We start from the raw sequence: 23,075 nt of genomic DNA, 5'->3' as shown, positions 1-23,075 counted from the left end.
TTTAAGAAATAGTTAAAAAAGAGCATCATATGATGCTCTTTTTTTCGTTTAATTAATTCATTTAGCATAACTTTGCTGAAATTTTTTTTGGATGACTTTTTGGACTAAAATCGCAGGCTTCTTATTGCGAAATCGTTACTTAGTTTTAATTACTATTGCTATAATTACAGGGCTTTTAGTCACTCAAATGAAACATATGCGCTTCTCCTATACAGAAGCCAATTTACTTCCTACAGACCATGAGGTTAATATAGAATACAATAAGTTTTTAGAAATTTTTGGAGAAGAAGGCAACCTCATTATATTAGGAGTAAAAGATTCTACAATATTTACTCCTCAAAAATTCAATGCTTGGAATAAACTTGTTAAAGATTTAGATAGTTTAACACAAGTGGATTTTACTGTTTCTATTGCTGATGTTCAGCAGTTAAAAGCAGATAGAAAACAAAGAAAATTTGTTGTTGAACCACTTTTTGAACAAGCTCCTTCGACTGATGAAGAAATAAAAAATATAAAAAAACAACTTTTTGAGAAGCTACCTTTTTATAACAACCTATTATACAACGATAAAGGCACTTTACAAACAGCAATTTATTTAAACAAAGATATTGTAAATACCCCTATTCGTAGAGATTTTGTGTTCGACATTCTAATTCCAACTATAAACTCTTTTGAAAAAGATCATAATATTGATGTTCGTGTTTCTGGTATGCCCTACATTAGAACCTTAAACTCTCAGAATATAACTGACGAAATGGGAATTTTTGTAATTGGTGCATTATTAATAACAGCCATTATCTTTTTCTTCTTTTTTCGTTCATTTAGAGCCACTTTTATTACATTACTTGTAGTTAGCATTGGAGTAACATGGGCTTTTGGGTTTATGGGATTATTCCGCTATGAGATTACAGTATTATCTGCTCTAATTCCACCATTAATTATTGTAATTGGTGTACCCAATGCAGTTTTTCTAATTAATAAATATCAACAAGAAGTAAAAAAACACGGAAATCAGGCTAAATCTTTACAACGTGTAATTTCAAAAGTTGGAAATGCTACATTAATGACCAATATTACTACCGCTTCTGGTTTTGCCACTTTTATATTTGTTAAAAGTAGACTAATGCGAGAGTTTGGTGTTTTAGCCTCTGTAAACATCATCAGTATTTTTATTCTAGCATTATTAATCATTCCAATTATATATAGTTTTATGCCTCTTCCAGAGCAGAAACATTTGAACCATTTAGAAAAAAAATGGATGGGAAATGTTGTTTCTTGGATGGAACGTATGGTAAAAAAACAACGAATTGCCATTTATATCACTACTGTTTCCATAATAATTTTAAGTATGATTGGCCTTTACATGATTCGTGTATCAGGTAGTTTGATTGAAGATATGCCTAAAGGAAAACAGTTTTATAAAGATATTAAGTTTTTTGAATATGAGTTTGGGGGAATTATGCCTCTTGAAATTTTAATTGACACCAAGAAAGAAAAAGGTGTTATGAAGCTTTCTACTTTAAAAAAGATGGAAAAACTCAATGAAACTATTGAAACTTTCCCTGAATTATCCAAGCCTATATCTATAACCAATCTTGTAAAATACTCTAAGCAAGCCTACTATAACGGAAATCCTAAATACTATCAACTTCCAACAAGTCAAGAAAAAAGCTACATTTTTTCGTACACTAAAAACTCAGATAGTAACTCTGGAATGCTAAAAAATTTTGTGGATAGTACTGGTCGTTATGCACGTATTACCACTTTTATGAAAGATATTGGTACTGATAAAATGGATATTATCCAAGAACGACTACAAGCTGTAATCAATAAGCAATTTCCTGATGAAAAATTTGATGTTTCATTAACAGGGAAAGCATTAGTATTTTTAAAAGGAACCAACTATTTAATTAAAAACTTAGTTATTTCACTATCATTAGCTATTATATTAATATCTATTTTTATGGCGTGGATGTTCCGTTCACCTCAAATGATATTAATATCATTAATTCCTAACATGCTTCCTTTATTAATTACTGGTGGATTGATGGGATTCTTTGATATACCTATTAAACCTTCAACAATTTTAGTTTTTAGTATTGCTTTCGGTATTTCAGTAGATGATACTATTCACTTCTTAGCTAAATATAGACAAGAGCTGCTGGCCAATAACTGGAAAATAAAACCTGCTGTTTATTCAGCATTAAGAGAAACTGGAGTAAGTATGTTCTATACTTCAATAGTCCTTTTCTTCGGTTTTTTAGTATTTACTGTTTCAAGTTTTGGAGGTACTATTGCATTAGGAGGTCTAGTTTCAATTACATTATTATTAGCTATGGTTTCAAACTTACTATTATTACCTTCTCTTCTACTTTCTTTTGAGAAAAGAATAGCTAATAAGAAAGTTTTAAAAGAAACTAAATTTAAAATACTACCTCCAAAAGAAGACAAGTAAATATTCAAAAACAACCATTTTAAATAAATATGGTTGTTTTTTTATTAAAGCTAACTTATAAAAGTTAACTCTTTATTCTTGGGTCTCTTTGTTGCTAATTAACAGCAAAAAAGTATCTTTGCTTGATTTTATTGAAGATACAAAGACATGAAAAGAAGTAGCGTTAAAGATTTATTACAATCTGACAAATTTTTACAAGAAGTACACGTAAAAGGGTGGGTAAGAACTTTTAGAAGCAATCGTTTTATTGCTTTAAATGATGGTTCTACTATTAATAATATTCAGTGTGTTGTAGATTTTGAAAATACCGACGAAACTTTATTGAAAAGAATAAATACTGGGGCTGCTGTAAGCATTCAAGGTACTTTGGTTGAAAGTCAAGGTAAAGGACAAACAGTAGAAATTCAGGTAAACAATTTGGAAGTCTTAGGAGATTCAAATCCTGATGAATATCCAATTCAGCCCAAAAAACACAGTTTAGAGTTTTTACGTGAAAATGCTCATTTACGCGTAAGAACTAACACTTTTAGTGCTGTAATGCGTTTACGTTCTGCATTATCATTTGCAGTACATCAGTACTTCCAACAAAACGGGTTTTACTATGTAAATACTCCAATTATTACAGGTTCTGATGCTGAAGGCGCTGGAGAAATGTTTAAAGTAACTCAGTTTGAAGCAAACAAAGCTCCTGTAAACGAAGAAGGTAAAATTGATTATTCTAAAGATTTCTTTGGAAAAGAAACTAACCTAACAGTTTCTGGTCAATTAGAAGGTGAAACCTATGCGATGGCATTAGGTAAAATATATACTTTCGGGCCTACTTTTAGAGCTGAGAACTCTAATACTACACGTCATTTAGCAGAATTTTGGATGATTGAACCAGAGGTAGCTTTTAACGATTTAGATGCTAACATGGACCTTTCTGAAGACTTTATTAAATATGTATTACAATATGTATTAGACAACTGTAAAGATGATTTGGCTTTCTTAGATAATCGCTTAGCACAAGAGGAAAAAACGAAACCTCAAGCACAGCGTAGTGAAATGGGCTTAATTGAAAAATTAAAATTTGTTGTAGATAATAACTTTAAGCGTGTAAGCTATACAGAAGCAATAGATATTTTAAGAAATTCTAAGCCTAACAAGAAGAAAAAATTTCAATTTCCTGTTAACGAATGGGGGGTTGATTTACAATCAGAACATGAGCGTTATTTAGTTGAAAAGCACTTTAAATGTCCTGTGATTTTATTCGATTATCCAGCAAATATAAAAGCATTTTACATGCGTTTAAATGAAGATGGTAAAACGGTACGTGCTATGGATGTTTTATTCCCTGGAATTGGAGAAATGGTAGGGGGTTCTGAAAGAGAAGAACGCTTAGACGTTTTAAAAGAAAAAATGGCAGAACTTAATATTCCTGAAGAAGAATTATGGTGGTACTTAGATACTCGTAAATTTGGTACAGCTGTACACTCTGGATTTGGTTTAGGTTTTGAACGTTTAGTTTTATTTGCAACTGGAATGAGCAATATTCGTGACGTTATTCCTTTTCCAAGAACACCTCAAAACGCTGAGTTTTAAAAAAATCATAAAACTTATAAATATCAATCGTCATTCCTTTACGAATGACGATTTTTTTTGTCCTATTTCATATCTTTGTATATATGCTAAAACAAAGTTTACATCAAAAATTACTTCAAAAATTATCTCCACAACAAATACAGTTGATGAAGTTAATTCAATTGCCTACGCAAGCTTTTGAAGAGCGTTTGAAACAAGAAATTGAAGAAAATCCCGCATTAGATACTGGTAAAGATGAACCTGAAAATTTTGAGGATAGTTTAGCCAATGATGTTGATTATGACGATTCAGGTAATGAAAAAATAGATGCTGAAGATATAAACATTGATGAGTATTTAAGTGATGATGAATACCCTAGTTATAAAACGCAAACTAACAACTATTCTTCAGATGATGAAGACAAGCAAATTCCTTATGCAGCAGGTACTAGCTTTCATCAATCTTTAAAAAATCAATTAAATACATTTAGAATTGATGAAGAAGAAAGGGCCATTGCCGAATTTTTAGTGGGTAGTATTGATGATAGCGGTTATATACGTAGAGATATTATAGATCTAGTTGACGACTTAGCTTTTACCCAAAATGTTTTTACTACTGAGGAAAAAGTACAAAATGTTTTGGTAAATGTTGTTCAAAAATTAGACCCTACTGGTGTAGGTGCTTTAAATTTAAAAGAGTGTTTAATCATTCAATTAAAAGCTAAATCTGAAAATGAAAGCAGAGCATTAGCGATAAGAATTTTAGAAGAAGCTTTTGATCATTTTGTTAAAAAGCACTATAAGAAGCTTCTAGAAAAATTCAATATTTCTGAAGAACAATTAAAGGAGATTATTAGCGAAATAAGTAAACTAAACCCAAAACCTGGAAGTTCTTACGCTGGAAATAATAAAATAGCAGAGCAAATAGTTCCCGATTTTTCAATTAAAATTATTGATGGGAACTTAGATTTAACTTTGAACTCTCGTAACGCTCCAGAATTACATGTTTCTAGAGAATATAACAATATGTTAAAAGGGTATCAGGACGCTAAAGAAAAAACTAAATCTCAAAAAGATGCTGTACTCTTTATAAAGCAAAAATTAGATGCTGCAAAGTGGTTTATTGATGCTATAAAACAACGTCAACAGACCCTTTTAGTAACAATGAATGCAATTATGCATCGTCAGTCAGCATATTTTTTAACAGGTGATGAGCGTAAGTTAAAACCTATGATTTTAAAAGATATTGCTGATGAAATTGGCATGGACGTCTCAACTGTTTCTCGTGTTGCTAGTAGTAAGTATGTTTCTACACCTTACGGTACAAAATTGATTAAGGAATTCTTTTCTGAATCAATGAAGAACGACCAAGGAGAAGATGTTTCAACTAGAGAGATTAAGAAAATTTTAGAAACAGTAATTACAGAGGAAGACAAACGAAAACCTCTTACCGATGAAAAATTATCTAAAATTTTAAAAGAAAAAGGATACCCCATCGCTAGAAGAACAGTTGCTAAATATCGTGAACAATTAGACATTCCTGTCGCAAGATTACGTAAAGAAATTTAATGCGCTGGCATAAATTCATATCAACCATTCTTCATCCTATTGTAATGCCTACTATAGGAATTATATTGTATTTTCTGCTTTCACCAATAAGCTTAAATAAACAACAACAATATACTATATTGGCAATAGTATTTGTAGCTACATACATTATACCTATGCTTCTGCTAGTTTTCTTAAAGTCTATTGGTCACATAAAATCTTTTCGCGTACATAGTATAAATGAACGAAAATTTCCAATTTTCTTTATGATGACTTTATTTTTAATTCTAGGAAAAATGTTTGCTAGTATGAGTATTTTAAAAGACGTTAGCTACCTCTTTTACGGAACTGTATTTGGTTTAGGCTTTATTTACTTGCTATTTCCTTTTAAAATTAAAGGAAGCCTCCATTTGTTGTCTATGGGAGTTGCTGTTGGATATTTCTTATTGTTTCAACAAATACAAGCTGTTTATGTACTCCCTATAATTATATCATTTATTTTTTTAGCTGGCCTTCTTGCAAGCTCAAGATTACATTTAAAAGCTCATAAGGTAAGAGAAGTATACTTAGGTTTTTTTATTGGCTTATTAAGTCCTTTTATTGCCTATTGTGTATTATAGTAAATAAAAGCTTAGGCCTAATTTAACTATTTTACTATCTATTGATTTTCCATTCAGAGTTACATTTTTAAACATAGGTGACAATCCGTAATATACATGGAAATTAAATGTACCATAACCTGCAGACAAAGTTAATCCTGCTTGCCATTTATTGTATTTTTCAACATTTGAAAAACTAACTCTTCCTGTTGGTGAATCGTATCGAAAACTATTACTTATGTTATAAGAGACTTTAAAACCCGCATAAAAACGCCAAAATGAATACGTATTTGCATCTGAAGATCGCCATCTAAACTGAATAGGCATTTCTAAATTGTGAAGTTTTATTTTGTTGGATGAAATGTCAGGGTCAGTTTCATACTCTTTTACATTTCCTTCTAGCACTTTTAACCCATGACTGAATGAGTCATAATTATACCCTAAACCTATAGCGATTGCTGTTCTACCATTTATATTAAAGGGTATATCCTTCATGTAACCGACACCTAGACCATAAGAGAAACCAGTCTTCCCGATTCCATCTGGTTGATCTTGTAATAAGTTATATGTTATATCAATGTATAACTGATCTTCCCAATACTTATCTCCTAACTGTAAAGAATCTTTCTGACAAAAAGTAGTTAATGACAGAAAAAACACGAAAAAACTTACTATATACCTCATAGATAATTAACTAACGATAAAGATACTTTTTTTGTATAAAAAAAGAGCAATCAATAGATTGCTCTTTTTGTTTTATTTAAAAGTAATTACTTCTTAATAACATCTCCCTTGTGAGTAGATAAACTTAATTTAAGAGCGTTAACATCTCTTAATTTCTCACGAATGTCAGCTAATGTACCTACACTCGATTCTCTATCTGCTTTTATAGAAGTTGTCATAAAAGGTACTTCTGCTTCAGAAACATTATCTCTTTCAAGATAGATAAAAGAAGGAACTTCATCTGGAGTCGCTATTTTATCATTTAACTGTATTCTATTGTACCCTGTTCCATACTTTGGGTCTTTAGCTTTACCAACATAAATTGTACTCACCAAACTTTTACGCTCAAGCTTCTTTACCTCACTGGCACTTGGTAAACGAGGTGAATCTATTTGTAAATCTGTTTCTCTCATGGTAGTAGTTACCATGAAGAAGAATAATAACATGAAAACAATATCTGGTAAAGACGCCGTGGATAATGCTGGCAATCCTTTTTTCTTCTTTTTAAATTTAGACATATTCTATTGTTTTACTATTATTGAACATTTGTTGGTTCAGAATCAGATATAATTTGAGGATAACTCGCTTTAATATCTTCAACTTTCTTTCTTAATGACTCATCTTTTCTTGCGCTGTCTTTAAAAGCTTGTTCTAACTCAGTAAAGCTCATACCATATTTCTCTTGGCACAATCTATCACGCAACTCTGTATAAGCCCTTAATAACTCATTCTGTACAGCTACATACGTACCGAATTCAGTACCTCTATCGCTTTCAACAGAAATTACTGCTTTGTTTGGATGATCTGACGACTCAGGGTCTTTTTCACCTTTACAGTAATCACAAGCAGCTCCTGCTTCTTTTCCTGGCATTGGATTACCAATACCTCCACCATTATCTATAAATTTGATTGCTGCATCTTTTAAGTCTTTCAACTCCATAATTTCTTCTTCAACTAAAAGTTGATTATTACGGTTGATACTAACTTGAAAAATATTTTTCTCTTTAATAATTGGTGGCTCTACATCAGTTTTTTCAGCTAACTTTTTTGGGATACCTGAATCAACATCCATTGTAGTTGTTACAAGGAAAAAGATAAGTAGCAAGAAGGCAATATCTGCCATCGAACCTGCATTAATTTCTGGGTTTTCTCTTCTTGCCATATTAACTTATGATTTAACTATTCCTTTTAATAAATCCCAAACAAAGAAACCTCCTGCGATTACTATTAATATAATACTTAGCCAAATACCTGTACTTGTGTATTTAGAAACACTACTACCTGCTTCAGCTACAACCTCTTTAGTAGCCCCTAAAACTTGGCTATCACTAGCAAGCATATAAGAAATTACTAATAACACTCCCATCGCTAATAAGCCAAGTAATGACTTCTTCAAAGCTTCTGGATTCTTAAATAAACTCAAAATTGAAGCTAAAACTGTAACTCCTGCTGTTAATATTAGTAATATCAGCGAATAAGTTACTAACGGAGAAACTGCCTTTGATAAAGCAATTGGATCCTCTTCATCAGCTCCCATTGTCATAATAAACAAGACTATCCCTACTAGAGAAAGCAATGCTACTATTATTGTTATTAATTTACTGTTCTTCATTCTTTAATTATTTTTTATACTTAGCTAGTAAGTCGATTAAAGAAATAGATGCATCTTCCATATTATTAACAATACTATCTACCTTAGAGATAATGTAGTTATAAAAAATTTGTAAGATAATTGCTACTATTAATCCAAATACTGTAGTTAAAAGTGCTACTTTAATACCAGTTGCTACTACTGCAGGAGAAATATCGTTAGCTACAGCAATCGAATCAAATGCTCCGATCATACCAATTACAGTCCCCATAAATCCTAACATTGGTGCTAACGCAATAAATAACGAAATCCATGAAATGTTCTTTTCTAATAAGCCCATTTGTACACCACCGTATCCTACAACAGCTTTTTCAGCAGCTTCTAATCCTTCATCTGCTCTTTCTAAACCTTGGTAAAAGATAGAGGCAACAGGACCTTTTGTATTTCTACAAACTTCTTTAGCAGCTTCTACACCACCTGAACTTAATGCTTCGTCAACGCTAGCTACTAATTTTTTAGTATTAGTTGTAGCCATGTTTAAATAAATAATTCTTTCAATTGCAATGGCTAAACCTAAAATTAAGGCTACTAATACAATTCCCATAAAACCAGGCCCACCATCAATAAAGTATCTTTTTAAGATTTGGTGAAAAGTTTCTGATCCTTCTGCCGCTGCTGCGTCTTGAGCATAAGTTGACTGAATAGCTCCTAAAAACATAAATCCTGCAATAGTTAGGATATTTACTACTTTTTTCATTTTGTTATAATTAATTTTAAATAGTTAACGGGTTAAAAATACAAATTTTACCATGAAAAACTTAATTTTTTACAAATAAGTAATTCTTTACTTGTACTTATTACGCTTTTAATTTTACAGAGTGGCAAGTAACAAAAAAATGTTGGTACATTAAAAAAAATCTCTAGGATTTCTATTAACCACTCCTTTTTTAACTCTTTTCTATACTATTTCAAGCAGTTACAAGCACAAAATTAACGATTTATTTACAAACTATGCCATTTCTCCCCTTAGGGGTGTTTGAAAATAATGCGTAAAATCTTCTTTTGAAAGCTTTTCTCCTAACAAATACATCATTTTTGCAATGGCTGTTTCTGTTGTAATATCCTTACCATCAACAATACCAATGCGTTTTAATTCTGAACTTGTTTCATAATGTCCTAAAATTACACTTCCTCCTTTACATTGAGTTACGTTAACTATGTAAATTCCTTTGCTAACCGATTCCTCTAATAAATCAACAAACCATTTTTCGGTTGGTGCATTTCCTGATCCGTAAGTTTCTAAAATAATACCTTTTAAATCTGGGATATTCATAAAACTTCTCACTACAGATTCTGTAATACCTGGAAATAACTTTAAAATAGCCACGTGATTATCAAGGTTCTTTCTTACTACTAAATCACTTTGATTTTCTTTAGGTTTAAGTAATAATGGATAATTAAAGTTTAAATGCACACCACTTTCTGCTAAAGGGGGATAGTTCATAGAAGCAAATGCTTCGAATTGTTCAGCATTTATTTTTGTAGTTCTGTTTGCTCTATATAATTTATATTCAAAATATAATCCTACTTCTTGAATTACTGGTTTGCCATTTTCATAGGCTGATGCTACTTGTATAGATGTAATTAAATTTTCTTTAGCATCTGTACGTAAATCTCCAATAGGCAATTGTGATCCCGTAAAAATCACAGGCTTTTGTAAATTTTCAAACATAAAACTTATTGTAGACGATGTATACGACATGGTGTCTGAGCCCGTTAGCACTACAAATCCGTCAAACTTGTCATAATTATCGGAGATTATATCTGCTATTTGTATATAATAATGTACACTCATGTTTGATGAATCAATTGGTTCATCAAACGATATTGTATTAATTTCGCAATTAAGCTGCTGTAATTCTGGAATTTTACTTGAGATTTGACTAAAATCAAATGCTTTTAACGCTCCCGTATTATAGTCTTTAACCATACCAATAGTTCCGCCTGTGTAAACTATTAAAATTTTAGGTTGATTTGCCATTTTGACATTTTTTTATACCGTTAATAATTTGGAATAATTTATGTTGTAAATTTAACCAACAAAAATGATACAAAATTTTAAAACTATATAGATTATGATAGGATTTTATATTCTAATTGGTATTATATCGCTATTCAGCTGGTTAGTGAGTAATACATTAAAACGTAAGTTTAAAAAATACTCTCAAGTTCATTTACGAAATGGAATGAGTGGTGCTGAAATTGCACAAAAAATGCTAGCTGATCACGGTATTTACGATGTTCAGGTAATTTCTACACCAGGTATGTTAACCGATCATTACAACCCTCAAAACAAAACTGTAAACTTGAGTGAAGCTGTGTACAACCAACGAAATGCTGCCGCAGCTGCTGTAGCTGCTCACGAGGTAGGGCATGCTGTACAGCATGCTAGAGCATACCAATATTTACAAATGCGATCAAAACTAGTACCTATGGTAAGTATTACTTCTCGTTTTTCTCAATGGATGGTAATTGGTGGTATTGCTTTTGGTGCTGCTTCTGGTAGTACAGGTATTGGTTTTTATATTGCTTTAGCTGGTTTAGCATTTATGGCTTTAGGTACTGTTTTTAGCTTTGTTACCTTACCTGTTGAATATGATGCGAGTAATAGGGCCTTAGCTTGGTTAGAAAATAAAAACATGGTAACTCGTGAAGAGTTAGCAGGATCTAAAGATGCTTTAAAGTGGGCTGCTAGAACTTACTTGGTTGCTGCTCTTGGTTCTTTAGCAATGTTATTATATTGGGCTTTACAAGTTTTAGGAAATAGAGATTAATATTCTAATGTAGCAATTTGAAAATTTGATAATGTAACAATTTAACCCCCATTTTGATAAAATCAAAATGGGGGTTAACTTTAGTACTAAACAAGTTTTTCCTTAATTTATTAACTACCTCATAAAAATAAACAAAGGACTATACCTTTCTTATAAATAAAGAGGAAATGCTACTTTTTATACTATTGAATAAACCTTACTTGTATAAAAAATTGATTATAAAGCAGCAATAGATTAAATCCCTGTAAAAACTAGAAATATGAGAGTTATCAACATGATTACATACTCTCTAATCAAGGAAGACTTCTTAAGAAAACAGTGAAAATTTTCCATGAAAATGTCCCTGCACCCAAAGGAGATAAATCAACATTTTTTTAAATAAAGTGTTAAAAAAAAACGATAAACCATACTTTTTTTATGGTTTTTTCTACATTAAAACATATTTCAATATATATATTTGACTAAATTTCAAATTGCTACAAACAAAAAACAATATTTTTCGCGAAAATAGACATACACCTTGAGTGTCTTTAAATTGTTCAAGGGTTCTATCAAATTTAAATTATAAAAAAATGAAAAAACAAATTTTAGATTTAGGAAAAGCGTTAAACAGAACCGATCAAAAAGGAATTTTTGGAGGTGTTGATTTTGCACATGAAGGCGATGGACTTCAGTGTCATTGCAATGGCACCACTTATCCTGTGTCAGATTGTAAGTGGTGTGGATGGCAGTGTGGCGCTGGGACAATTGAAAGTTGTAGTTAATTCTTGGCCTCGCAGTTTTCTGCGAGGTTTTCTAAAAAATCAAAAATAAATTATTATGCTAACTTCAATCAATTTTATGAGCTGTTCAAATAACGAAACTACTAAAGAACAAGGAATATAAGTATGTTGCATGTGATTTAGCCAATAAGTCCATAAAAATTTGCGATAATGGAGATAGAACTATTGACAAATCTTTCTAGAAGGAACTACTTTTGAGCAGTGTGCAGAAACTTCTTGTTCATCTGTTAATAGTGCAGATTATGGAGGTCAATAAAAAATAATTATTCATACTAAAAAACTAGTCATTCAACTTCAATACTGCCATAAACGCTTGCTGTGGAATTTCTACGTTCCCTACTTGACGCATACGTTTTTTACCTTTTTTCTGCTTTTCTAAAAGCTTACGTTTACGAGAAATATCTCCTCCATAACATTTTGCAGTTACATCTTTACGTAAAGCCTTTACAGTTTCACGAGCAATAATTTTTGCTCCAATTGCTGCTTGAATAGGAATATCAAATTGTTGTCTTGGAATCAGTTCTTTTAACTTTTCACAAATACGTTTTCCAATCGAATACGCATTACTATCGTGTAATAGAGCTGAAAGCGCATCAACTATTTGTCCATTAAGTAACATATCTACACGAACTAACTTTGACTTTTGCATTCCTATTGGATGATAATCGAACGACGCATATCCTTTAGATACTGTTTTTAATCTATCGTAAAAATCAAAAACGATTTCTGCCAACGGCATATCAAAAATTAACTCCACTCGCTCTGGAGTTAAATAAGTTTGATTTACTATTTGTCCGCGTTTTTCAATACAAAGCGACATTACTTGTCCTACAAAATCGGCCTTTGTAATAATTGAAGCTTTGATAAATGGTTCTTCTACCCTATCTAACTTTGATGGATCTGGTAAATCTGATGGGTTATTCACTATAATAACCTCATCAGGATTTTTCTTCGTGAATGCATGGTAACTTACGTTAGGAACCGTAGTAATTACCGTCATATTAAATTCACGTTCTAGACGCTCTTGAATAATTTCCATGTGTAACATTCCTAAGAATCCACATCGGAAACCAAAACCAAGTGCTGCTGAACTTTCTGGTTGAAAAACTAAGGAAGCGTCATTTAATTGTAGCTTTTCCATTGAAGCACGTAGTTCCTCGTAATCTTCAGTATCTACAGGGTAAATTCCTGCGAATACCATTGGTTTGACATCTTCAAATCCTTCAATTCTATCAGTAGTTGGATTGGCAAAATCGGTAATAGTATCTCCTACTTTTACTTCCTTCGCTGCTTTAATTCCTGTAATTAAATAACCTACATCTCCAGTTTTAATTTCGTTTTTTACAACTTGGCTTAGTTTTAAAGTTCCTACCTCATCTGCTCCATACTCTCTACCTGTAGCCATAAACTTTATTTGTTGATTCTTTTTAATAGAACCATCAATTACTCTAAAGTAGGTTTCAATTCCACGATACGAATTGTATACTGAATCGAAAATCAATGCTTTTAAAGGTGCATCGGGATTTCCACTCGGTGCAGGAATTTTTTCAATAATTGCCTTTAAAATATTATCTACTCCAAAACCTGTTTTTCCACTTGCGTGAATTACATCTTCTGGCTCACACCCTAATAAATCAACAATATCATCTGTTACTTCCTCTGGGTTTGCTGAAGGTAAATCTACTTTATTTAATACTGGAATAATTTCCAAATCATTTTCTAACGCTAGGTATAAGTTAGAAATAGTTTGTGCTTGTATACTTTGTGCCGCATCTACAATTAGCAATGCTCCTTCACATGCTGCAATAGAACGAGAAACTTCATAAGAAAAATCTACGTGACCTGGAGTGTCAATTAGGTTTAATATATAATCTTCACCTTCATAAACATAATCCATCTGAATAGCGTGTGATTTAATGGTAATTCCACGTTCACGTTCTAAATCCATGTTATCAAGTAACTGATTTTGTTTTTCACGCTCAGTAACCGACCCTGTATAGTCTAATAATCTATCTGCAAGGGTACTTTTACCATGATCAATATGTGCAATTATGCAAAAATTTCTAATGTTCTTCATTCAATGTAAAGTTTCTCAAGCCATTTCTAAACATGTAACATAAACTTTTATTAGCTCAATATCTAGAATGGATTCATTCATCGTAATTCTAACTACTTGTAATTTGCAAAGATACTTTATTTGCAGGCTACTACAAACAAAATAAATAGCGAAAATTATACTCTTATTTAGGTAAGCATACTACCACATATGCCTAATCCGATTATCAGATACAAAACAGCTAGTATATAAAATATTTTTGAGGCTGTTTTACTTTTTTTTCTAATAGATACTCCAATAACAGCTAGTAACACGGGTGGACCAAACATAATTAAACCTATAATTACGAATAAACCTGAAAGATCGCCTACTTCTAAAAATACCATATCCTTTTTCTTATATTTCTTGTCTTAACTTTTCTAAATATTCTTTTTTATCATCTCTATAAAAGAGATTCATTGTCTCAAAAGGAATAATTTTATTGTCTTTGTCTACTATATGCACGCATGATTTTTTTACCGCTCGTACATCAAAATTATAAGCATCAATAAATTGCATGATTATCACTCTAAATAAATTATCGTACCCTAGCTCTGGTGCATCAATATTTGGTAAACAACACATGATTGATTTTAAATTTTCTTCTGCCACTTCAACAGAATTCCCCGTACTAAATAACTCTATCATTTTTCCGTGTAGCGCTTCATCTTGCTCATAAATAATGGTGTTTTTACTATTATCTAACAAATCATTGGGATTAATATACCTAGTTAACGGAAACACTTCTCCTCCCAATTTTAGAGCATATCCCATTACCAAAGCATCAGGATTACAAGGTACTGGAATTAAATCGTCAGCGTTGAAAACATCTGTTTGTTCCATTATTTTTCTTCTAACTTCAGTAAGCGTCATTCTATCCGTTTCTGGATTAAAGCCTTCTAACCTTCCAGCTATTTGTGTTGGTTGAAACGTAACCCCTCTCACACACTTTTGCTGCAAGGCATAATCAATTACTTTACCTATTTCGTGATCATTTAATCCTTTTTGAAGCGTAACTACTAAAGTTGTTGATAGATTTGACTTATTCAAGTTTTCGATTGCTTGTCTGCGAATTTCATTCAAGTCTGCTCCTCTCAACTCTCTCAACACACTATCTTCAAAGGAATCAAACTGTAAGTAAATTTCAAAATCGGGTGTATAGGTTTTCAATCGTTCAGCAAAAGCAACGTCTTTCGCTATTTTAATCCCGTTAGTATTCAACATTAAATGTCGGATAGGAAGTGATTTTGCATAGTCTAAAATTTCCCAAAATTGAGGGTGTATCGTTGGCTCTCCTCCACTGATTTGTACTACATCAGGTTCTTTTTCATTTTTCACCACAGCATCTAACATCGCTTTTACTTCTTCTAGTGTTCGATGGCGTCCATACGTAGGTGATGAACCTGCATAACAAGTAGGGCAAGTTAAATTACATCTATCGGTAACCTCAACAACGGTTAAACATGAATGCTGTTCATGATCTGGACATAATCCGCAATCATAAGGACATCCATAATCTGTTTTTGTATTAAACGTATAGGGCATTTCACTAGGTTTGTTATAGTTTCTGATATTTTTATAATATTCAACATCATCTGCTATTAACACTTTTGAACTTCCATGTTCTCTACAACGCTTAAGCATATAAACCTTGTCGTCTTCAAATACAATTTTGGCATCTACTCTTTTTAAACATTCAGGACATAAACTCAATGTAAAATCGTAGTAGTTATATTTTCTTTCTGGCATTTTTTATTTTTAGAATTATAAATTTTGTGTAATATACATAACAAACTATACATAGTATTTGAATAGTGCTTAAACCAAAAATTAAAAAAGTATTGGGTTTTAAAAACTCTATACAAAAGCGAAAACCAAAATAAGCTAACATAAAAAACTTAAAAAGTTCTCCTGATTGTAAAATGTATTCTTTCTTTAGGTATTTTAAACTGATGAATAACCCTACTAAAAACACCAGTTCATATAATGCAACTGGGTGCCTTAATACTCCATCCCCTAAATCCATACCTAAGAAAGAAGCAGTTTCTCTCCCATAAGTAAATTCATTAATTCCAGAAAGAAAACATCCTATCCTTCCTATAAAAATTCCTACAATTATTGGGAGCACAAACAAATCACCCGACGATTTTGTTTCTCCTATTATTTTTTTCGCAATTTCAACACCTAATAAGCCACCAAACAAGCCTCCCATAATTGTTTTTGTATTCAAAATTTGAATTATGTTTTCTGTAGAAAAAGTGACTAAAGGATTTTCTAACACTCCCACCAATCGAGAACCAATTAAAGCTCCAGCTGCAGCTCCTAAAATAATTGACAACCTATTCTGAGAAGAAATATCGTCTTCTTTTTTCTTACCCAAGAAAACATAATAACGAAAAGCTAAAAAAAATGCTAAATATTCTAAAACAAGATGAATATTAATCGTGTAACCGAACAAAATAGGCTCAAAAGGAAGTTTCAATAAAAAAGTTTGTGAGTTAAAAAGCGAAATATACATAATTACTCAAAAAAAAGTAACTTTGCAGCATGATAAAAATAGGTAACATAGAACTTCCTGATTTCCCGCTGTTATTAGCGCCAATGGAAGATGTGAGTGATCCACCGTTTAGAGCTTTATGTAAAGAAAACGGTGCTGATGTGGTGTATACTGAATTTATTTCTTCGGAAGGATTGATTCGCGATGCAGCAAAGAGTGTAATGAAGCTAGATATTTACGAAAAGGAGCGCCCTGTGGGGATTCAAATTTTTGGCGCAAATTTAGATTCTATGTTACGTTCAGTTGAGATTGTTGAAAAAACGAATCCAGATATTATTGATATCAATTTCGGTTGCCCAGTAAAAAAAGTAGTTTCTAAAGGAGCTGGGGCTGGAATTTTAAAGGATATTGACTTGATGGTAAAACTTACCGAAGCAATGGTTAAACACACCAACTTACCTATTACTGTAAAAACTCGTTTGGGTTGGGACCATGATTCTATTCGAATTGTTGAAGTTGCCGAACGTTTGCAAGATGTTGGCTGTAAAGCAATCTCTATTCATGGGCGTACGCGTGCTCAAATGTACAAGGGTAATGCTGACTGGGCTCCAATTGCTGAAGTAAAAAACAACCCAAGAATGCATATTCCTGTGTTTGGAAATGGGGATGTTGATTCTCCTGAAAAAGCCATGGAAATGCGTGACAAATACGGATTAGATGGCTGTATGATTGGTCGTGCTTCTATTGGATACCCTTGGTTTTTTAATGAGGTAAAACATTATTTTAAAACTGGCGAACATTTATCTAAACCAACAATTTCTGAACGTGTTGACATGGCTCGTCGTCATTTAGAAATGTCTATTGACTGGAAAGGTGAACATTTAGGTGTTGTAGAAACAAGAAGACACTATACAAACTATTTTAAGGGAATTCCACATTTTAAAGAACACAGAATGAAAATGGTTACTTCTGACGATCCTAAAGATGTTTTTGCAGCTTTTGACGAAGTACAAGCTAAGTTTGGAAATGCAACGATTCCTGAAATAGGGTAAATAAAAACTTATCGTTCAATAAAACTTTTTGAAATCCTTGAACTTGCAATTTTTGCTGCTAAATATCCTAAAGCTGAAATTGTAACAACCACTACCAATAAGTTTATCCACTTAAACTCTACTGGGTATGCTAGATTTTGTGTAATCATTAGCAACTCAAAACGTTGTTGTATTATTACAATGATAACACCTAAAGCAATTCCTATTGTCATTCCTACAAGTGTTAGTAAGAAACCTTGCAGTACGAATATCTTTTTTATATTGTTTATACTACTTCCTAAATTAAACAGCGTTTTTAGGTTTTGACGTTTATCGATAATCATCATGATAATTGACCCTATCACATTAAACAAAGCTATAGCAACAATTAACGTAAAGATTAAATACGAAATGAAGTTTTCGGTATTAATCACTTTATAATATAACGTATTTAACTGTGCGCGGGTTTGCACTTTTAATTCATCTCCTAAAACATTTTGTAAGTTATTTTGGAATGTATCAAGATTTACCCCTTCTTTTAAGCGAAGTTCAACACCCGTAATTTGATTATCGTCGTATCCTAACAATTCTTGAGCAAGTGAAGTTTCAGTAAACACATATTTGTTCTGAAATTCTTCCGCACCTGTATATACTCCTACTATTTGTGTAGAAACAGATCGAAAAGCATTATTAGCATTGATAAATCCTTTTCCTGGTTTAGGCACTAAAATTTGAAGTGCTTCCCCAAAATTAAAAATACCCAGTGATAGTTTATACGATATTCCATACCCAACTACCGCCGTATTTTTATACTCTTCGTCAATCCAAGTACCTACTGTCAGCAAAGAATCAGTCGGAATAATTCTTGGATAATTAGAATCTACTCCTTTAATTTGAGCTATGTGCTCTTTGTTTTTATACTTTAAAAAAACACGTTCTTCCACTACTTTTGATGCAGCTTCTATCTCTTTGTTTTGCTGTAAAATACTATCTATTTTTTGAGAGTACAGGAAAGTCTTTCCTTTAGATGCGGTAATTTTTATATCGGGATCAGAAGCATTAAGTAATGAATCACTAAACGTTTTTAATCCTGAGAAACCAGATAATACAACAAACAAAGCCAAGGTACCAACTACAACACCAAAAACAGCTATTGCTGTGATTATATTTATTGCATTAGTACTTGTTTTAGAAAATAAGTATCTCTTAGCTATGTATAAAGGAAAGTTCAAGCATTAATAAATTTAGCTAGCCAAAATAACAAAAATTATTAACGTTTTTGACGACGAGGCAGAACATCTGGATTTTTTATTGGGTCTACATCTTCTCCTTTTAAAGACTTATCAATATCCTCAATATAATCCAAACTATCATCTCCAAAGAACAACAATTCTGGCATTCTTCGTAATTGATTTTTTGTTCGTTGTGCTAATTCATGGCGAATTAAAGGTGTATTAGATTTTACTCCTTCAATAATTTCATCTCTTTTTTCTGAAGGGAATACACTCAAGTATACTTTTGCTACTCCCAAATCGGCAGTAACCGAAACTTTAGAAACCGATATAATCACTCCCTTCATTCCATCTTGAGCAGCACGTTGTAAAACGTCTACCAAATCCTGTTGCAACACTCCTGCTATTTTTCGCTGTCTATTTGTTTCTTCCATGCTACAAATTTAAGCATAAAATTACGGAGTATAAATTTTATTTTTTATAGCATACATAACTAAGCCCACTCTATTTCTTACATTTAACTTTGTAAATAGACTATCTCGATAACCGTCTATAGTTTTTGGACTTAAAAACATTTTTTCAGCAATCTCTTTGTATGTTAATTCCGAGCATGCTAGCTTCATAAAAGTTATTTCATTATCCTTAAACGCTAGGTTATTTCGTGAGTTCTTTCCTGAAACGGAATCTAACAATAACGTGGTAACATTTCTGGTATGATAAAATCCGTTGTCCATCATTTCTAACAACGCTTTCTCTAAAATTTCTTTCTTAGTATCTTTTAGCAAGTACCCTACAGCACCAGCTTTTAACATTTTTAAAATAGTGCCGTCAGCGTCCTCTACAGACAATGCCATAACATGTACTTGTGGGTAGTTATTCACTATCCACTCTGTAGTTTCAATACCGTTCATCACAGGCATATTAACATCCACTAAAACTAAATCTGGTATATTTTTAGGTGATGCCAAAAACTTTTCTTCAACTTCTTTACCATTTTTGCAAGTGTAAAGCACCTTGAATTTATCAAAAGTATTTACCATACCTTCAATAGCTTGTGATAATAACGTATGATCATCTACAACAACAACTGAGTATTTCATAATTTTTGTGGGTTATATTTCGTTATTAGTTGTTGGGGAAATACACTAAAGTTCTTTAAATATAGTAATTTATTATTAAACCTGTACCTTTTTGGGGCTCTGACATAAACTTTGTTTCCGCATTAATTAGTTTTGCTCTTGCTTTTATATTCTGCAATCCTAAGCCTTTAAATCTAGCTCTTTCCATATCAAAGCCTACTCCATTATCTTGAGCTTTTACCTCTATTGAATCTTCTTTATAACTCAAAAACACATCTAATTTAGATGCTTTAGAATGCTTTATAGTATTAGAAAAAAACTCTTGAAGGATTCTAAAAATTACTATTCCATGCTTTTGATTTATTTCTATTTCTTCTCCTATTACTCTTAAACTTGCTTCGATATAATTCAATCTATTGAATCGTTCAATCTCTAATTCTAAAGCTTTTCTTAATTTGATATTATTAATAAAATCAGGATTAATTATTTTTGATAAGGCTCTTACTTCTGTTAAACTTTTTGCTATAATTTCTGAGATTTCTCCCATATTGTCAGGAGAGGCATGTTGTAATTGTATTTTTGCTAAAGTTAGGAGTTGACCTATATTATCATGCAACTCCCAACTAATATTTCTTAAAGTCTCTTCTCTTATTTCTATCTGAGTTTCAGCAATTTCACGTTCATAACGTTTTTTGTTTTTATCTCTTTCTTGCAACAGTTTATTTTTACGGCGTTGAAAAATTGTAAACAGTACAATTAAAAAAACAATAACAATTATTATAATTAATGTCGAAATAATTAATATCTCTCCTTCTTGTTGCTGCATAATAATCCATAAATTATAAGTAATCCCATTAAAATTGTTAAAACATCTAATACAAAAAATAATTTTCTATTTTGCATATACTCAAGAATTATAAAAAAAGGGATTGATGGAAGATAGAAAACCATAAAACCTATTGAAATCCAAAAAGACAGGGATTTTTTATAACTAAGAATTTTATCAGATAGCAGTAAATTTCTTAAAAAAAGTAAAACATAAACACCAATTACTATTGATTCTACTAACAAACAATATCTGAAAAAATCACGATTTATCCATACAATAAGCCATGATATTAAAAAAAACAGAAAAAATAACTTATGAATCTTAATTGTCTTGTTATCTGTTGCTAAATTCATGTACATCAAAGTAATTAAGCTACATTCGACTAATGTAAATACGTAATAATATATAAAATTTGATGTTCCATTTTTAACATGATAATCTCCAATCACCTCTACAACCACTGTACTAAAACATAAGATAGTCAAAAGCATTAAAAAAATCGTGTTATACTTCTTTAACATAACTAAAGAGACAATCAGAGTAATTACTTGGATAACCAATGAGAAATAAGAAATCATAAATATTCTAAAAATTAATCGTGTGGTGGTGCTATTTTTGTCTTATTCCCTACTCCACTTTCTGAATCTTCAAGAGTTATTTCAGTACGCATCATCATAGTTTTAGTTTCATGTTTCTGTGTCTCTTTTTTCTTTCTTGAGTCATAACGCCACTCATAACCGTTATGTTCTAAGACTTCTTTTAAAGTAACTATTTTTCCTTTTTTTGACTTTAAAACATCTATAGCAACTTCAACACCATCAACAATTGCTGTTGGAGTATATAGTAAGTTTTCGTAACCTTCATATTTATCAATATGTGTGTTTTCTTTATTATAAACACCTTTAATAAAGCTAATACCCTTTAATTGAATTCCTTTTTTATTAGCTATCTTTTCTACATAGTCTAAGTAGTTCTTTAACTCTTGAAACCCAAATGTATTAACTCTAGTATCTTCAAAACCTAACTCATTAGTTAAAATTTTTAAACGTGTTTCATCATACTCTGAAAGCATCAATACGATTTCTTTATACGTGAGTAATGTTTTTGGTTTGGATGGCTCTTGTGGTTTTGGGCATATAAGCCCTAAAATACTTTGTAAAATTTTTCTCATAATTCTTAAATTTCGCTAATTTTATTATATCTCAAAAATACTTACATTTTTTTAACTAGATTAAAACATTTACTTCTACAAACAACAAATCAGATAGTTAACAACATAAATACAGGAAAAACCCCTTATACCTATAAATGTTTTAACTATTACTTTTTCATGACATAGACTCTTGTTTTTTTTCTTTCTTTTTAAAATATATCTTATTTTTTACTCCTCAAAGCCTACAAGGAGAAAAACCTTCTTAAAAACCTAGGTTTATTACAATGTTTTTACCGTGATACTCCTCAAAACTAAACTCTAAATTTCATTCAATTTTGCCATCAGTTATTTCGAAATACTGGGCGACAACCGAAAAGCCTAATTATAAACAGAGTAGGTACACAAAATAAAAAATATGCCAAATTTAGTTCCAGAATTAAACAGTTTGGATTTCAATGTATATGTTGGAGGTCCTTTACAAGCTGCGATACAAGCACAAACAGCAGCTTCGATGGCTACTGTAAACTTTATTAAAGAAGTAGGTTTTGAAAAAAGCAATGACCCTGCCAATCCAGACTCTTTACGTTACGTTGATTTTCAGTATGAAAAATCAGTACCTAATCCTGATTATGATCCTGACAAGGCTGTTGATGCTAACAATCCAAAGTTTATAAAAAGTGAAATTGAAATCAAAGTACCATTTCTAACAATGCTTACCATTCCATCAATCCGTATTGATGAAGTAAACATTGATTTTAATGCTCGTTTAAGCTCTACTGAAACGAGCAACGTATCATCTGAGTTTGCAGCTAGTGCAGAATTAGGAATCAATTACAAAATTGTAAACTTTAAAGCTTCAGCATCTTACAAAAGAAACACATCTCAAGGTGTTAAGGTAGATAAGACATATAACCTAGGTGTAAAAGTTCGTGCTGTAAACGACGAGTTACCAGAAGGGTTAAGTAGAATCTTAAATATGTTAGAGGATAGTATTGCTGCTGTAGCTTAACATTTATAACGGGGTTGTACCGTACCAAACCGTACAACCTCTTTTTTAAAATTTTTATT

The 23,075-nt window shown here is 31.6% G+C and carries 22 protein-coding genes; 8 read left to right on the top strand and 14 right to left on the bottom strand.

Going from position 1 to position 23,075, the window contains the following annotated elements; translation table 11 throughout:
* The first annotated feature begins 91 nt into the window (after positions 1-91).
* The 4 genes from ABHQ57_RS04175 (at position 92) to ABHQ57_RS04160 (ending at position 6,182) form a co-directional block, all read left to right on the top strand.
* Positions 92-2,455, top strand: a complete 2,364-nt coding sequence (locus tag ABHQ57_RS04175; protein WP_073182076.1) for an RND family transporter — start codon at positions 92-94, stop codon at positions 2,453-2,455.
* 147 nt (positions 2,456-2,602) lie between these two features.
* Positions 2,603-4,036, top strand: a complete 1,434-nt coding sequence (asnS, locus tag ABHQ57_RS04170) for an asparagine--tRNA ligase (RefSeq protein ID WP_047789994.1) — start codon at positions 2,603-2,605, stop codon at positions 4,034-4,036.
* Between the two features lie 83 nt (positions 4,037-4,119).
* The gene (gene rpoN / locus ABHQ57_RS04165; protein ID WP_167712987.1) at positions 4,120-5,583 is read left to right on the top strand and encodes an RNA polymerase factor sigma-54; all 1,464 of its coding nucleotides are present in this window, start codon (positions 4,120-4,122) and stop codon (positions 5,581-5,583) included.
* Entirely contained in the window at positions 5,583-6,182 is a 600-nt protein-coding gene (locus tag ABHQ57_RS04160; RefSeq protein WP_167712985.1) for a hypothetical protein, read from the top strand. Before rpoN ends, ABHQ57_RS04160 begins: the two co-directional genes overlap by 1 nt.
* Here ABHQ57_RS04160 and ABHQ57_RS04155 read toward each other — a convergent pair.
* The 6 genes from ABHQ57_RS04155 to ABHQ57_RS04130 form a co-directional block, all read right to left on the bottom strand.
* The gene (locus ABHQ57_RS04155; RefSeq protein WP_167712983.1) at positions 6,177-6,845 is read right to left on the bottom strand and encodes a porin family protein; all 669 of its coding nucleotides are present in this window, start codon (positions 6,843-6,845) and stop codon (positions 6,177-6,179) included. The genes ABHQ57_RS04160 and ABHQ57_RS04155 overlap by 6 nt on opposite strands.
* Before the next feature lie 86 nt (positions 6,846-6,931).
* The gene (locus ABHQ57_RS04150) at positions 6,932-7,402 is read right to left on the bottom strand and encodes a biopolymer transporter ExbD (protein ID WP_047789990.1); all 471 of its coding nucleotides are present in this window, start codon (positions 7,400-7,402) and stop codon (positions 6,932-6,934) included.
* A gap of 17 nt (positions 7,403-7,419) precedes the next feature.
* Entirely contained in the window at positions 7,420-8,046 is a 627-nt protein-coding gene (locus ABHQ57_RS04145; RefSeq protein WP_073182085.1) for a biopolymer transporter ExbD, read from the bottom strand.
* Positions 8,047-8,052: 6 nt separating this feature from the next.
* Complete coding sequence (locus ABHQ57_RS04140) at positions 8,053-8,496, bottom strand: hypothetical protein (protein ID WP_073182087.1); 444 nt, start codon at positions 8,494-8,496, stop codon at positions 8,053-8,055.
* A gap of 7 nt (positions 8,497-8,503) precedes the next feature.
* On the bottom strand, positions 8,504-9,232 hold the full coding sequence (locus ABHQ57_RS04135) for a MotA/TolQ/ExbB proton channel family protein (RefSeq protein WP_073182089.1): 729 nt from the start codon (positions 9,230-9,232) through the stop codon (positions 8,504-8,506).
* A 252-nt stretch (positions 9,233-9,484) separates the two neighbouring features.
* Positions 9,485-10,516, bottom strand: a complete 1,032-nt coding sequence (locus tag ABHQ57_RS04130) for an asparaginase (RefSeq protein WP_073182090.1) — start codon at positions 10,514-10,516, stop codon at positions 9,485-9,487.
* Positions 10,517-10,610: 94 nt separating this feature from the next.
* On the opposite strand from ABHQ57_RS04130, the gene ABHQ57_RS04125 reads away from it, so the two are divergent.
* A complete protein-coding gene (locus ABHQ57_RS04125) occupies positions 10,611-11,309 on the top strand; it encodes a zinc metallopeptidase (RefSeq protein WP_047789985.1) in 699 nt (232 codons plus the stop codon).
* A gap of 572 nt (positions 11,310-11,881) precedes the next feature.
* Positions 11,882-12,073: a hypothetical protein gene (locus tag ABHQ57_RS04120; protein ID WP_167712982.1), complete on the top strand. Its 192-nt coding sequence runs from the start codon at positions 11,882-11,884 to the stop codon at positions 12,071-12,073.
* 298 nt (positions 12,074-12,371) lie between these two features.
* On the opposite strand, the gene lepA is transcribed toward ABHQ57_RS04120, so the two are convergent.
* The 3 genes from lepA to ABHQ57_RS04105 form a co-directional block, all read right to left on the bottom strand.
* On the bottom strand, positions 12,372-14,168 hold the full coding sequence (gene lepA, locus ABHQ57_RS04115) for a translation elongation factor 4 (RefSeq protein ID WP_167712980.1): 1,797 nt from the start codon (positions 14,166-14,168) through the stop codon (positions 12,372-12,374).
* Between the two features lie 375 nt (positions 14,169-14,543).
* Positions 14,544-15,935, bottom strand: a complete 1,392-nt coding sequence (locus ABHQ57_RS04110) for a radical SAM protein (RefSeq protein ID WP_167712978.1) — start codon at positions 15,933-15,935, stop codon at positions 14,544-14,546.
* Complete coding sequence (locus ABHQ57_RS04105; RefSeq protein WP_167712977.1) at positions 15,916-16,668, bottom strand: prolipoprotein diacylglyceryl transferase; 753 nt, start codon at positions 16,666-16,668, stop codon at positions 15,916-15,918. The genes ABHQ57_RS04110 and ABHQ57_RS04105 overlap by 20 nt, the downstream gene beginning before the upstream one ends.
* Positions 16,669-16,733: 65 nt before the next feature.
* Here ABHQ57_RS04105 and dusB point away from each other — a divergent pair, with 65 nt between their 5' ends.
* Positions 16,734-17,735 carry a tRNA dihydrouridine synthase DusB gene (gene dusB, locus ABHQ57_RS04100; protein ID WP_047789981.1) on the top strand — a complete coding sequence of 334 codons (1,002 nt, stop codon included), beginning with the start codon at positions 16,734-16,736 and terminating at the stop codon, positions 17,733-17,735.
* Positions 17,736-17,743: 8 nt separating this feature from the next.
* On the opposite strand, the gene ABHQ57_RS04095 is transcribed toward dusB, so the two are convergent.
* From ABHQ57_RS04095 to ABHQ57_RS04075, 5 genes are all read right to left on the bottom strand, one after another.
* Entirely contained in the window at positions 17,744-18,946 is a 1,203-nt protein-coding gene (locus ABHQ57_RS04095) for an ABC transporter permease (RefSeq protein WP_167712975.1), read from the bottom strand.
* Between the two features lie 38 nt (positions 18,947-18,984).
* Positions 18,985-19,380, bottom strand: a complete 396-nt coding sequence (gene rbfA, locus ABHQ57_RS04090) for a 30S ribosome-binding factor RbfA (protein ID WP_047789979.1) — start codon at positions 19,378-19,380, stop codon at positions 18,985-18,987.
* Between the two features lie 21 nt (positions 19,381-19,401).
* The gene (locus tag ABHQ57_RS04085) at positions 19,402-20,049 is read right to left on the bottom strand and encodes a response regulator transcription factor (RefSeq protein ID WP_082118668.1); all 648 of its coding nucleotides are present in this window, start codon (positions 20,047-20,049) and stop codon (positions 19,402-19,404) included.
* 52 nt (positions 20,050-20,101) lie between these two features.
* Positions 20,102-20,851, bottom strand: a complete 750-nt coding sequence (locus tag ABHQ57_RS04080; protein WP_159509440.1) for a sensor histidine kinase — start codon at positions 20,849-20,851, stop codon at positions 20,102-20,104.
* A gap of 595 nt (positions 20,852-21,446) precedes the next feature.
* Positions 21,447-22,025 (bottom strand): hypothetical protein, encoded by a 579-nt coding sequence (locus tag ABHQ57_RS04075; protein ID WP_047789975.1) that lies wholly within the window; start codon positions 22,023-22,025, stop codon positions 21,447-21,449.
* Positions 22,026-22,422: 397 nt separating this feature from the next.
* Between ABHQ57_RS04075 and ABHQ57_RS04070 the strand changes: the two genes are divergently transcribed.
* Positions 22,423-23,016 (top strand): DUF2589 domain-containing protein, encoded by a 594-nt coding sequence (locus tag ABHQ57_RS04070; protein WP_047789974.1) that lies wholly within the window; start codon positions 22,423-22,425, stop codon positions 23,014-23,016.
* Positions 23,017-23,075 lie beyond the last annotated feature (59 nt).

Source organism: Tenacibaculum sp. ZH5_bin.1 (genome assembly GCF_042865525.1).
Taxonomy (GTDB): domain Bacteria; phylum Bacteroidota; class Bacteroidia; order Flavobacteriales; family Flavobacteriaceae; genus Polaribacter; species Polaribacter mesophilus.
Note: the sequence above shows the minus strand (reverse complement) of the source record. Positions and strands in the feature narration are given on the sequence as shown.